The organism is Undibacterium sp. Ren11W (genome assembly GCF_049340485.1).
In the GTDB taxonomy this organism is placed as follows: Bacteria; Pseudomonadota; Gammaproteobacteria; order Burkholderiales; family Burkholderiaceae_D; genus Undibacterium.
Genome location: NZ_JBMPPB010000001.1, coordinates 1,072,916 through 1,085,964, shown reverse-complemented (window position 1 = coordinate 1,085,964; position 13,049 = coordinate 1,072,916). Strand labels below are relative to the sequence as shown.

The 13,049-nt window shown below is 52.4% G+C and carries 12 protein-coding genes; 6 read left to right on the top strand and 6 right to left on the bottom strand.

Annotated features, from left to right (window positions below):
* Window positions 1-110: 110 nt before the first annotated feature.
* Window positions 111-809, bottom strand: a complete 699-nt coding sequence (locus ACO0K8_RS04875) for a pyridoxamine 5'-phosphate oxidase family protein (protein ID WP_422945490.1) — start codon at window positions 807-809, stop codon at window positions 111-113.
* Window positions 810-903: 94 nt separating this feature from the next.
* Here ACO0K8_RS04875 and ACO0K8_RS04870 point away from each other — a divergent pair, with 94 nt between their 5' ends.
* Window positions 904-2,460, top strand: coding sequence for a PLP-dependent aminotransferase family protein (locus ACO0K8_RS04870; RefSeq protein WP_422945489.1), 1,557 nt, complete (start codon window positions 904-906; stop codon window positions 2,458-2,460).
* 40 nt (window positions 2,461-2,500) lie between these two features.
* On the opposite strand, the gene ACO0K8_RS04865 is transcribed toward ACO0K8_RS04870, so the two are convergent.
* Together ACO0K8_RS04865 and ACO0K8_RS04860 are read right to left on the bottom strand one after the other, a co-directional pair.
* A complete protein-coding gene (locus tag ACO0K8_RS04865; RefSeq protein WP_422945488.1) occupies window positions 2,501-3,895 on the bottom strand; it encodes an MFS transporter in 1,395 nt (464 codons plus the stop codon).
* Entirely contained in the window at window positions 3,888-4,979 is a 1,092-nt protein-coding gene (locus ACO0K8_RS04860; protein WP_422945487.1) for a MerR family transcriptional regulator, read from the bottom strand. The genes ACO0K8_RS04865 and ACO0K8_RS04860 overlap by 8 nt, the downstream gene beginning before the upstream one ends.
* Window positions 4,980-5,361: 382 nt before the next feature.
* On the opposite strand from ACO0K8_RS04860, the gene ACO0K8_RS04855 reads away from it, so the two are divergent.
* On the top strand, window positions 5,362-5,805 hold the full coding sequence (locus ACO0K8_RS04855; RefSeq protein WP_422945486.1) for a response regulator: 444 nt from the start codon (window positions 5,362-5,364) through the stop codon (window positions 5,803-5,805).
* Window positions 5,806-5,839: 34 nt separating this feature from the next.
* Here the strand turns inward: ACO0K8_RS04855 and hslO are convergent, their stop codons facing one another.
* Both hslO and ACO0K8_RS04845 read right to left on the bottom strand, forming a co-directional pair.
* Window positions 5,840-6,790: an Hsp33 family molecular chaperone HslO gene (gene hslO, locus ACO0K8_RS04850; RefSeq protein WP_422945485.1), complete on the bottom strand. Its 951-nt coding sequence runs from the start codon at window positions 6,788-6,790 to the stop codon at window positions 5,840-5,842.
* 2 nt (window positions 6,791-6,792) lie between these two features.
* The gene (locus ACO0K8_RS04845) at window positions 6,793-7,317 is read right to left on the bottom strand and encodes a gamma carbonic anhydrase family protein (RefSeq protein WP_422945484.1); all 525 of its coding nucleotides are present in this window, start codon (window positions 7,315-7,317) and stop codon (window positions 6,793-6,795) included.
* 50 nt (window positions 7,318-7,367) lie between these two features.
* Between ACO0K8_RS04845 and ACO0K8_RS04840 the strand changes: the two genes are divergently transcribed.
* The 3 genes from ACO0K8_RS04840 (at window position 7,368) to ACO0K8_RS04830 (ending at window position 9,975) form a co-directional block, all read left to right on the top strand.
* A complete protein-coding gene (locus ACO0K8_RS04840; protein ID WP_422945483.1) occupies window positions 7,368-8,231 on the top strand; it encodes a ferritin-like domain-containing protein in 864 nt (287 codons plus the stop codon).
* A gap of 1 nt (window position 8,232) precedes the next feature.
* Window positions 8,233-8,457: a hypothetical protein gene (locus ACO0K8_RS04835; RefSeq protein ID WP_422945482.1), complete on the top strand. Its 225-nt coding sequence runs from the start codon at window positions 8,233-8,235 to the stop codon at window positions 8,455-8,457.
* Between the two features lie 429 nt (window positions 8,458-8,886).
* Window positions 8,887-9,975 (top strand): flagella assembly protein FlgT middle domain-containing protein, encoded by a 1,089-nt coding sequence (locus tag ACO0K8_RS04830; RefSeq protein WP_422945481.1) that lies wholly within the window; start codon window positions 8,887-8,889, stop codon window positions 9,973-9,975.
* A gap of 108 nt (window positions 9,976-10,083) precedes the next feature.
* Here ACO0K8_RS04830 and ACO0K8_RS04825 read toward each other — a convergent pair whose 3' ends face one another.
* On the bottom strand, window positions 10,084-11,787 hold the full coding sequence (locus ACO0K8_RS04825; protein ID WP_422945480.1) for an acyl-CoA synthetase: 1,704 nt from the start codon (window positions 11,785-11,787) through the stop codon (window positions 10,084-10,086).
* 185 nt (window positions 11,788-11,972) lie between these two features.
* Between ACO0K8_RS04825 and ACO0K8_RS04820 the strand changes: the two genes are divergently transcribed.
* Complete coding sequence (locus ACO0K8_RS04820; RefSeq protein ID WP_422945479.1) at window positions 11,973-12,860, top strand: alpha/beta fold hydrolase; 888 nt, start codon at window positions 11,973-11,975, stop codon at window positions 12,858-12,860.
* Window positions 12,861-13,049: the final 189 nt, after the last annotated feature.

The window sequence follows — 13,049 nt, the reverse complement described above, 5'->3', positions numbered from 1 at the left end:
CCCCCCCCGCCAGCGCGCATATTCCATGCGCCTCTTCAGGCAAGCTGGCCTGCGGCCCGCATGGGATATGCGCGCTGGCGGCATGCCAATTTGCGCCTGTTGCTCTGAATTTATTTGCTGGCCTTGCTCCAGTTGTTGACATAGTCGGGGGCCGGGATATTCATGGCCGGGTCGGGCAGCGCTGGCATCCGGGTTTCTACCAGCGGTAAGATGCCGGCCCAGATAGGGATATCCATATCCTCTGCGTCGTCGACGACGTTGCCGCTGCGGGTTTTGGCGGCGGCCTCGTCTAGCGAAATGCGCATTATCGTGGTGGCAGCGAACTCTTTTTCATTGCCGGGGCGGGCTTCCAGTTTGCGACCTGGCATGATTCTGTCCATCAGCGCATCCATGGCGGCGCGCTTGTCAGCGTCGGCCAGCACGCGCTCAAATTGTCCGTAAATGACTGCTGAGCGGTAGTTCATGCTGTGATTAAAGGCCGAGCGTGCCAACACTAAACCGTCTAATAAGGTAATGCCTACGCAAGCCTGGGTGCCGCTGGCGAGTAGTTTCAGCAGGCGGCCACCGTTGGAGCCGTGGATGTACAGATGTTCACCGGTGCGCCAGCAAGCGGTCGGTATGCAATGGCTGCCGTTCTCGTCATGAAAGGCGATATGGCACAAATAGGCGGCGTCGATGATGGCGTGCAAGGTGCTGCGCTCGTAATCGGCCTGCGCGGGCAGACGGCGTACCCGACTGCGTTCGCTGGGGGCACCGGCGCTCTTGTTGGCCGTTGTGCTGTTGTCGATTGGCGTGCTGCTAGTAGTCATGAGATATTTTTGTAAGTGGTGAATTAATCTGCAATATAATCGATTGCTGGATCTTAAAAAAGATCCAAGACAACATAAAAATATAGAGCCACGCATGGATTACCCGCTACTGTTCCAAAATTTTCTCAAGCAATATCCGCTACTCACTGGCCCGCGCCAACGTCGTTTGCATGCCTGCCTGCGCTCAGCGATCCGTCAGGGCACGCTGCATGCAGGCCTGCGTTTGCCAGGCACGCGCCAATTGGCCAGCGAATTGGGCTTGGCGCGCAATACCGTGCTGTACGCTTACGAACAATTGGCGACCGAGGGTTATGTCAGCTCGGATAGACAAGGGACGGTGGTGGTGGATTTGAAGTTGAGCGTGCGGTCGCGCGAGTCAGATGTGGCTCAGGATGTATTGCCGGTGGCGCAGGCGCGCCTGTCACACCGGGCGCAGAATCAGGCTCAGCTTCAGGTGCAGAGTCAGGGCGATGCAGTTCTGGAGTCTGGTGCATCAAAACATGCCGCAGATGCAGTGCTGCCAGACGCCGCCTTGATGAGCGCGTTCGCACCGGGGGTGCCGGCGCTGGCTGATTTTCCGCAGGCAAGCTGGCGTCGATTGCTAGACCGCGCCTGGCGCAGTTGTTCTGTTGCCCAGCTCAATTATGGCGAGGCGGCCGGTGAATTAGGTTTGCGGGTCGCGATTGCTGACCATCTTCGCGCTTCACGCGGGGTTTTGTGCGAACCGGATCAGGTGTTTATCACCGATGGCACCCAAAGTAGTCTGGATTTGTGTGCGCGCCTGTTTGCCGATGTCGGCGATACCGTCTGGATGGAAAACCCCGGCTATAAAGGCGCGCTCACTGCGTTTCACACGGCGCAATTGCAAGTGCATCCTGTCAGCCTTGATGAGCAAGGCCTGGCACCGTGTGAGAAGGATATTGTGCAGCACAGGCCCAAGCTGATCTACGTTACGCCTTCGCACCAATATCCGCTAGGGAGCGTACTCAGTCTGAGCCGGCGCATGCAACTGATAGCGCATGCCCGGGCCGCTTCCGCCTTGATTATTGAGGATGATTACGATAGCGAGTTCCGTCACGATGGCCCGCCACTGGCGGCCATGCAGGGTTTAGCGCCTGACGCCCCGGTGCTGTATCTGGGCACCTTTAGCAAGACCATGTTTCCGGCATTGCGGATCGGTTTTATGGTGGTGCCAAAACATTTGGTGACAGCACTCACGCTGGCGCTGGCACATGCAGTGCCACGCGGGCGCGCTTGCGATCAACTGGCCTTGGCCGAGTTTATCCAGAGTGGGCAGTTCGCTGCGCATTTGCGCAAGATGCGGCGCGTGTACCGGCACAGGCGCGATGTGTTGGCAACTGCTTTGGGTCTGCATCTGGGCGATCTTGGCGTGGTCTGTGGCGGTTCGGCTGGCATGCATCTGGCATTAGTACTCGATGCGCGTGCACCCGATACACTGGTTTGCGCGCACGCCTTGCAGCAGGGGATTGTGGTGCACCCCCTGAGCCTGCATGCGCTGTCGCATGAGGCACCTGTATTTAATGGTCTGGTGCTAGGTTACGCCCAGATTGCCCCGGCACAGATCGAGATAGCAGTAGAGCAATTGGCTAAAATTGTGCGGCAGCTGGCAAGCCGGGTACTGCCAAATTGAGCTTGGCAGCGCCCGCTATTGTGCGCTAAAAAACTTAGCGCTAGGCCGCAGGATCTTGCGCTGCTTGATCCACCACCACTTGATCCTTCACACTAGGCATCTCTGAACCGAGGAAGGCCAGCAGTACTATCAGTATCAGCAGCGCGCCACTGCCTATAAATAACTGTGCAGTACTGATGCTACGCATGGCCCAGCCCGTGATCGCGGCCGAGACTGGCCCTATGCCCATGAAGATGAACATGAAAATACTCATGCTTCTGCCTAGCATCGCGGCTGGCACCTGGCGCTGTATCCAGGTGTACACCGCGACATGCAGGTAGCCGCCCAGCGTGCCTATGCTGAGCAAGAGTGCGGCAGCTTGCCAGGTCGTCACTACCAGACTCATGGGGATGAATAACAGGCCGACGATAAAATCGATCAGCAAAATAGTGCGGCCTAAATTGACTAAGCGCCGGTTCGGCAGCAGGCCCGACATTAGCATCCCCAGCAACGTCCCTGCGCCATGGCAGCCTATCAAAATACCGAAAGTGCTGGCGCTGTCACCGAGCTGATTGGCGAGCACCGGTAGCGCGATCTGGATCGGCCCCATGATGAAAAATGCCACTGCTGACCAGTACAGAAAACAGGTGCGCAACATTACATCATTCCAGCAATAGCGTAAGCCTTCCAGTATCGAATGCCAAAGCCGGGCGGCAGGTTTGGGGTGGGCATTCTTTCCGTGCCCCGCAAGCTCAAGCTGAGGTAGGGCCAGCATCCTCACATGACTAAGCGTCCAGGCAGACAAGGCATAGCTGAAACTATCAAATAAAAAGGCCGCAGCTAACCCACGCGCGTCTGCCAGACCGGCTGCATCAGTCATGTCGGTAGCAGTATTGCCAAATACGGCAATCAAGATGCCGGCCAGTAAAGGACCGAGAAACATGCTGATTTGACGTAAGCCAAGCATGATACCGTTTGCCATTTGCAGTTGTGGTGCAGCGATGCAGCGAGGGATCATGGCTGTGCCTGAGGGGATGCTAAACGCGGTAGAGATACCCAAACTCAGCGCCAGAACGTAGACCATGTTTAGGCTTAACTGGTCGCTCATTAGCAGTGCTGACAGTAAGCCCAGCACCACGGTATTGACGTATTTGCTCAGCATCATCACCTGTTTTGGTGAATAGCGATCGACCACGGCACCACCGAGCAATATCAGCAAGGCACGTGGCACGCCGATTAAGGCCAGTACCAGCCCCAGTATCAGGGTATCGCCCGTCATCTTCAGCACCAGCCAGGGTAGGGCGACAATGGTGAATTGATCGCCTAGCATAGAGATCACGCCGCCACTGATCATCCAGCGAAAATTTGTATCGCGAAATAGGGCCAGTCGCGGCTGGTCGCTTCCCTTGGCGGTCTCGGCTTGTTTGGTGTTAATTGCCTTTGTCGTGTCATTCATGATGTGTGCCTTGTTCCGGTTGATCTGATGCATCTGGTTTTTTATTGTTGGAGGCAATTTGATCTCTATACTGCAGACCTCGTTGTACGTAGGCCAATAGCTCGGGGCTCAGGCCAGGTCCTAGCGATAAGGCCGCCTCATTTTCGTGCGCTTTTCTTACCTTGACGAGGGTGCTTGCTTGATCACCCCAGGCGCGTAGCGAGAGTTTGCTCCAGCGCGCGAGTAAATCCTGAACGGCTACTGTCTCTACCGTATTTCCTAACTCCATTTGTTGGCGTATTTCGGCAAATAGCGCGATATAGCTGCGTGCATCCTCAAAAAAGAGGCTACGGAAATTTTCTAATTCGGCTTGACTTAGGTATTTGCGGTAAATCTGGTAGCGCTGCTCGGCAGTGGCGTGCGTCAGATAATCGAGCATGCCGCCATCGACGCCGGTTAAGGCTTGCACCGCCAGTTCATTTCGGGTCATCTCTTCGATTTTGACGAACAGCCGCGGATCTTCTGCCATAGCGACATTCATGACCTTGTGCCAGCGTACCGAGAGCGCTACGGCTCTCGGATCTGTGCTGGCTATTCCCTGATCCATGAGTGATCGTAACGCGGCGATCACTGGCTCCATCATGAGTTCGACATTGCCTTGTGTGCTTTGCTTACGCTGTTTGAGTATCGCCAGATCGGCCTTGCTGAAGTATTTTCCAAAACTACTCATCAGACTGAGAGTGGTGAGCCAATAATCGAGATTGGGCTGATCCTGGCTGCGTAGTAGTTCGGATAAGGACTGTAAGCGGCTGTGCAGTTCGCGCGTCTGTGACATTTGCTTTTCCAAACCCCGCACTTGTTGATCAATTAGTTCTTGCAAACCAGCGCCTTCACCTTGCAATAGCTCGGCGATTTCGGCTAGCGACAAATCAAGGCCCCTGAGAGCCTGAATTCTATGTAATTGCGCGACATCGTTGCGATTATATAAACGATAGGCGGCCGCTGAGCGTGCTGATGGATGCAGCAAACCTATTTTGTCGTAATGATGCAAGGTGCGTACCGTAATGCCGGTGCGACTCGCCAACTCTCCGATTTTAAGCAACATAGTGCGATCTCCTTAAACAAGCTCGCACTATAAAGCCTGACATAAGGTCAGGGTCAAGCAGTGTTCTTTATTTTTTTATTCTGATGGAAATCTACTTCGGCCTGGCCAATTAGGTATAGCCTGTCACGCATAGCCCATGCGCATCTTCAAGCACGCCGGGCTGCGAGCCGCATGGACTATGCGTACTGGCGCTATGTGTTGGCGGTCGGATGGGGAGCGATGGAGTATTTGCTAACGCGAACGGCTTAGTGCTAAGCTAGGTTTATTCTTGCTTACTTAGTTTGAATTTCGAAAGAGTAGTCAAGCCGCTGTTAGCCACCAGGCTGCGTCACCCTGAAGTTTTCTTGTCCAATATTGAATTGAATTTTGAATGGAGAAGCATATGGAACATCCTGAAGAGCAAACTACGGAGCATGAGGCGACCACTAACACTAGGGCGAGCAGCTTACGCGTCATGGTGATCGATGACGATACTCTGCAAATCGATTTCGTCAGCGCCTTACTGCATTCTATGGGGATCTTCGATATTCTCAGCGCTGTTGAAGGTGCTGATGCGCTGGAGTTCCTTGATAGCACAGAAAAACAGCCCGATCTGCTGATCTGCGACCTCTTGATGCCGCATATGGATGGCTTCGAATTTCTGGCGCAACTATCACTGAAAAAGTGTCAGATCCCTATCGTGGTCATGTCAGGGCAAACTCAGGCAGTCAGAAATAGCGCCAAGAGTCTGGCGCAATTGAAATCACTCAATTATCTGGGACAGTTGGAAAAACCGATCAGCTTGCCTGCCTTGCAGGCGCTGATCGATCAGATTTTGACTAACTAGGTTCTTGCGGGTTTTGTGCCAGTTTTATGCATTGTTAGTGCTGACTGATACTCGGGCTGTCTATCCCTTCGGCGACACTGCTGGCGACAAATAATTGCGTGCAATCTACCGCATCAAAACCGTAGTGCTTGCCGCAAAAATCGCAATTGATATCGAGTCTTCCCAATTCTGCCACTGCCGTCTTGATCTCAGGCTCGCCCAGCATTTTCAGCATATTTCCGACTTTTTCACGTGTGCAATTGCATAGGAATTTTGGCAGTTGCGGGTCGAATACGCGTATGGTTTCTTCCCAAAATAGTCTGTGCAGCAGCGTCTCGATATCGGTGCTGAGCAGTTCCTCTTGCTTCAATGTGCCACCCAGCGAAATGGCGCGATTCCAGGCTTCGGCCTCATGTTCGGCCATGGCTTCCAGCGACATTTCTTGCGAAGTCTGATAGCCGCCGTTCATAGGCAGCTTTTGCAGCAACAAACCGCGTGCCACTTGCGCATCGGCCGCCAGCCAGAGTTTAGTGTCGAGCTGCTCAGAGCGCATCATGTAGTTTTCGATGACGACCGCGATCGATTCACCATCTAAGGGGACGATGCCCTGATACGCCTGTTGACCCGGCATTTTGTCATTCGGATCGAGCGTGATCACAAAGCGGCCTTTGCCCTGGCCATGGACTAATTCGCTCAAGCTGGCATCGTCGGCAATCACTGCGCCTTCACGAACCTTGGCGGTGGCGCGCAGATTGAGATCGGCATCACATTCGACTACCATCAATTTGACCGGGCCATCGCCATGGATTTGCATAATCATGGTGCCGTTAAATTTCAGATTGGCGCTCAGCAGCGCCGAGGCAGCCAGCAATTCGCCCAGTACGGTTCTGACCGCCGGTGGGTAGGCGTGATTGGCCAGTATTTGTTGCCAGGTATTTGGCAATTCCACCAGCTCGCCGCGCACTCCAGCGTTTTCAAACATAAATTTTTGTAGCGTGTCGTTCATTACTATCCTATCAATTTCAATTGTGTTTTGTATGCTTGTGCGCGCTCCACGTAATTTTGCGTATTGCCTTGCATTGCCAGTATCGCTTCTTCGGTCAATAGGCGCACCGCCTTGGCTGGTGAACCGATGATCAGAGAATTGTCGGGAAATTCTTTGCCCTCGGTGACCAGTGCGCCGGCCCCGACCAGACAATTTTTGCCTATCTTGGCACCATTCAGTATCACCGCCTGTATCCCGATCAGTGAACCGTCACCGATACTGCAGCCATGCAGCATGGCCTGATGGCCGATGGTGACGTTTTTGCCTATCGTCAGAGGGCAACCAGGATCGGTATGCAAGATGCAGCCTTCTTGCACATTGCTGTTTTCGCCTACGTGTATCAACTCATTATCACCGCGTATCGTGACATCAAACCAGATGCTGGCCATGGCATCAATTTTGACCTTACCTATGATCTTGGCGCTATCGGTGATGTAGGCGCTGGGATCAATTTCAGGTGAAATGTCAGCTAATTGGTATATGGCCATGATTCTTCCGTAAAATAGAGGGATTAACCTGCCATTTTACCGCTCCCCGCATGAATGCACCGACCTCCACCTGTTTTTCTTCAGAAAAATCGACCGCCATTGTGCAAAATGACCTGCGCGTCTTGGCGCTGCACTGGCTGCTAGAGTCCAATCCCAGTCTCAAGGCGGCCGGGGTGTTGGCCTTAAGGCAGGTTTGGCTGGCGGGCGATCTGTGTCTGGATAGGGCAACGGAGGCGGCGTCGCTGAACCACGCAGAGGCCCTGATCCCCGGCAAGCCAGAGCGGCCAGAACTGGTGCCGCCGCTAGGCGTAAAGCGGCGCGCGATGCATACGGTGGAGGGGCGGGCGGTATTGATTCATGCTCTGACGCATATAGAATTTAATGCCATCAATCTGGCACTCGATGCAATCTGGCGTTTTAGCGATATGCCGCAAGAGTATTACAGCGATTGGCTACAAGTGGCACAGGAAGAGGCGTATCACTTCAACTTGCTGGCAAGCCACTTGGTGAGCCTTGGATATGCTTACGGCGATTTTCCTGCGCATAATAGTTTGTGGGAAATGGTGGAACGCACCCAGGCCGATGTGCTGGCCAGAATGGCCTTAGTACCGCGTACCATGGAAGCACGTGGCCTGGACGCCACCCCTGCCATCAGGGCCAAGCTGGCGCAAGCCGGTGATCAGGCGGCCGCCGCCATCCTCGATATCATTCTGCGCGACGAGATCGGCCATGTAGGTATAGGCAATCGCTGGTTCGCCTATTTGTGCCAGCAACGTCAATTAGACCCCGTCATCACTTACGCCGAGTTAGCGACACTTTACCGCGCCCCCAAATTACGCGCCCCCTTCAACCTGGAAGCGCGCCGCGCCGCTGGCTTTAGCGAGGCCGAATTGCAGGTGCTGCAGGCGCCTTAGCGTGGCACTCAAGATCAAAACTGCACCAATGATGCGAAAAAAACTAAAAATCACTTTGTTTGTCTTGTACCTGGCGATGTGGATAAGTGTATTCGCACTTTCGTGGATTTATTGGGTTAAATTAAGTTGGCTGGAACAAGGATTTTTGGTTTTTGCAGAAATATTTTTAGCGCCCGATCTAGCGAGTGCAAGACTTATTCTTTGTCGACTAAAAAATACTCGGTAATGCATCGCAGATAGACGTTCTACCCGTTCAGGAATTTCAACAGATAGGTCTACTTTGGACTGGCTTTAGATATTGCTAGGCCGTGAGAAATGGACAGGCATTTGAAAATTGAAACTGCTAAAAAACCACCGTATTTTCCGAGCAATATTTTTCGCTATTTTTCCTTGGATTAATTTTTTAGTTGTGCATCTCGATGATGAAGTTGTTCGGCGAAATAGGATGTTTTGGTTTAACCTAATCTCAAGTTTTTTTCTATTCGCGCTTTTCTATTGGATCGTGCCATTTATTGAAAACAAGAAAAAATAGAGGCTAGTAAGCCAAATATTGCTGAGATTGCTGGCTTGAGTCAGCCCCAATTCGGGCGTATCATTTAGCGCAGAGTCCACTGCTGCCTGATGAGCGTCAACGCATTATTCTATCGAGCGAACTATGAAAATAACGACGATGCCCATGTATCCAAAATTGAGTAAGTATTTACGCTTTTACTGTCTCTTAACGTGTCTACTGTTGTGCTCGATTGCGCCGCTAGCACAAGCGGCGACCTCGACGGTGGTCTACCCACTTACGGTGCGCACGGTCGATGTGCGTACTTCACTCGATGCTAGTGAAGTGCAACTGGTGCCAGCGAACTCCTCGGTGTTGGAGGTAAAACCGGAGCCTAGTCTGGCAGCTGCGGCTAGCGTACAGGAACATGCGTATAGAAAGAAAATTTTGGCGACCGCATTTGCAGTGAGTCGTCTGGGGCAGGTGCAGGATATCGAGGATATTGCCCATGGCTTTCCGCGGGAGCTCTTGTTGCGTTTGGAGAAAACTGATCTTTTTCTGACCAGAAATTCGCCTAGTCTATTGGCGTTTACCATGCAGTCTGAGACTCCAAGTATTAATCTGGTCAAACAAGTCGCTGCCGAATTCGATAGTCAGTTTATTATCGCTGGTGAGATTCGCAATGCCGGGGTGCAGATCGATAAGAAGTACTTGGGCTTGTGGGAGACCCGCACACGTCACATGGAGATAGAAATAGCGATTTATGATGGTATTAGTGGTGCCATGCTGTCGCGGCATAATTTGCATACGCAGGCGGCCGATCAGGCCAATGTCGGTCGGGATAGACCGTTTGGCAGCGCAGCGTTTTATGCTACTAGCTATGGTCAGGCCATCGATACCATTTTGAATCATGCCAGCGTTCTGGTGGAGCACGATTTGCAGCAATTGCCTATTTTGGCGAGAATATTAAAAGCGGGTAAAGGGCAAATTGTTATCGATGTTGGTGCCACTTCGGCTGTGGCGCTGGGAGATTCTGCCACTGTGCTGGTCGGGAATAATGAATTGCCTACGCTGGGGCTGAGGTCGCATCAACCGCTGTTGGTCGCTTATGGTTTGCCACAAACAAATGTGGGTAAAGCAGCGGTGATACAGGTGCAGAATAATTTTTCTATCGCCGAGCTTGCTTCCGATGTGAAAGAAGGCGAGGTCAAAGCCGGGGATTTCGTACGTTTTGGTGGCCCGGCGTCGAAGTAAATTCTTCCTATTTGGCTTAAAAAGGCATGACGCAAGATCGTCACGCTCACTGCCTCATAGTCGGTTTTTTAGCCACACCTTCAACCAGCCTCAAGTCTCGATGAAGATTTATTCTTTAGTGCGAGCTTCTTCTTCTGCCAGTCGCAATAGTCTTCTTTGAATTTTTCCGCTGGCTGTCATCGGTAATTGGGCTATAAATTCTATTTCTTTCGGGTATTCATACGGCGCTAATTTTCCTCGTACATGGCTTTGTAGTTCGGCCATTAAAGCGGCACTAGCCAGATAGCCTTGGCTTAGTACGATATACGCTTTAACCAGATTGCCGCGCTCTTGATCAGGTTTCGGTACCACCGCGACATTTAATACAGCAGGGTGTTTGAGCAGGCAGTTTTCAATTTCAGCAGGGCCGATGCGGTAACCGGCGGCCTTGAACATATCGTCGGCACGGCCTTGATACCAAAGGTAGCCATCGGCATCACGCAAGGCCAGATCTCCGGTGCGACACCAGTCACCGCTAAATTTGTCGCTGGTGGCTTCAACGTTGTTCCAGTACCCCAGAAAAAAGATAGGATCTGGCTGGCCGTGGATATCATAGCGATGCAGGGCTACTTCGCCAATCTCGTGATCGGCAACTTCTACACCTGTGTCATTAATCAAGGCGACTCTATGTCCAGGATAGGCGCGCCCCATGCTGCCCGGTTTGGCCGGCCAATGTTGGTGACTGTTTCCGACGATGTAGTTAATCTCGGTCTGGCCGAACATCTCATTCGGTGTGATCTGTAATGCCGATACGCACCAGTTAAAAACCGTATCACCGACCGCTTCGCCAGCGCACATGATGGCGCGCAAACGTAGACTATATTGCTGCAAGGGGGCGGCACAAGCTTTCATCATCAACTTTAATGCGGTTGGAAACAGAAATGTATTTGTGACCTGATATTTTTCCATCAAATAATAGGCGGTCTCAGCCGAGAATCTTCCTTGGTAGCCGACGATGGGTTTGCCAAAATACAGGGTAGGCAGTAAGGCATCCATCAGGCCGCCAGTCCAGGCCCAGTCGGCCGGTGACCAGAACACATCCTGCTCTTGTGGGAACCAATTTTGCGACGCCACAAAACCCGGAAGATTGCCGATCAGGGCGGCGTGTGGCAGGAGGGCGCCTTTGGGCGCGCCGGTAGTGCCGCTGGTGTAGATTAAGATCGCAGGATCACTGGCCAAGGTGTCCGTCATCTCGAAGACTTCAGGCATGGGGGCCAGTGCCGCGTGCCAATCCAGTGCTTGCCCGGTCTGACAATCGAGGGTGACCAGCGTGTCAATCGCCGGGCAGTTAGCTCGTATTTGCAGAAATGCGTCTATTCCGCTAGCGTCGACGATCAGCGCCTTGGCAGCGCTATGCTGCAAGCGGTATTCCAGCGCTTCTGGGCCGAACAAAAAAGACAGTGGCATCACGATCGCACCTAGCTGCAGACAGGCGATCAGGGTGATGGCTGTTTCAGGTCGCTGCGGTAAAATGCAGCCGATTACGTCGCCACGTTGCAGGCCTTGCGACTGCAGTAGTTGCGCCAACTGGTTAGCCTGCGCTTGCAGGCGAGCGTAGCTGAGGGTTTCTGTGTGTCCGTTACTGCTCTCAAAATACACGGCAGTGCGCAATCCGTTCTGCGCGTCCTCAGCCCAGCGTCGGCTGCATACTTGGGCAATATTGAAATATTGAGGGATGTGCCAATGAAATTCCTGATATAGCTGTTGATACCGATCCGTACCAGTCTTGCTTGTGCTCATGGCTGGAATGCTTGTTGACGTGATTTCCGACATGAGGTCTCCAAAAACATTTATCGAACGATCGTGCTATTATCTTGTTTTGCTTAATGCAGAAGCTAGTCTTCATGGCGAGCGCTGTTACAGCGAGTTTTAAATGTTAATCTAAATCTGCAATGACGATGCATGAAACTTCTGTCAACCAGGCAAAATAATATTCACGCAGCTCACTTAAATCGATTATGACTATTTCTCACTCACGCTCCGAATTTGTCGCGCTACGCGGACTCAATTATCACGTTCGCCATTGGGGCGATGAGAGCGCGCCTATGCTCTTTATGATGCATGGTTGGATGGATGTCTCGGCCTCATTTCAATTTGTGGTCGATAGCCTGCAAGAAAAGTGGCATGTGATCGCCGCCGATTGGCGCGGCTTTGGCTTAACCGAAACCCCGCCTACCGATAGCTACTGGTTTCCCGATTACCTGGGCGATCTCGATGCGCTTTTACATCATTTTTCGCCAGATTTACCGGTTAATTTGCTAGGCCATAGCATGGGCGCGAATGTGGTCTTGCTGTATGGCGGCGTCAGGCCAGAGCGGGTGAGAAAGCTGATTAATCTGGAAGGTTTTGGGCTGCCAACTACACATCCGAAACAAGCGCCTAAACGCTATCTCAAATGGCTGGACGAGTTGCGCGAACAACCCGTTATGCGTAGCTATGCCAGTCAGGCCGAAGTGGCGGCGCGCTTACAAAAAACCAATCCGCGCTTGTCGGATCAACGTTCTGCCTTCTTGGCGCAGCACTGGGCGCGTGAGAACGCGCAGGGCCTATGGGAAATTTTGGGTGACCCGGCACACAAATTGACTAGCCCTTTATTGTTTCAAGTGGACGAGATTCTGGCCTGCTGGAGCAAGATCGCTTCGCCCGTATTGTGGGTAGAGGCGAATGATACCGATATCTGGCGCTGGATGGGGCCAAAAGCCGAGGCGCGGGTGGAGATCGATCGCCGCATCGCAGTTATTCCTAAGGTTCGCACCGAAATGATGATGGATGCCGGCCATATGTTGCATCATGATCAGCCTGAACTTCTCGCGCAGTTAATAGAGGCGTTTTTGGCTGAAAAATAAAAGAGGCAATTGCAAAATTTTTGGGGGCCTGCGCAAGCCTATGTAGAGCACAAGTGGATGAAAAACAATGCAATTTATAGGCGCCTTATTTTTTCGTGGACCAGTTTTTTTATGCGATTGCCTTAGTGCTATGTAGCGCAATGCAGGATGGTGTGCTGATTCTGGGTTAAACTTCAGGGATTACTTTTT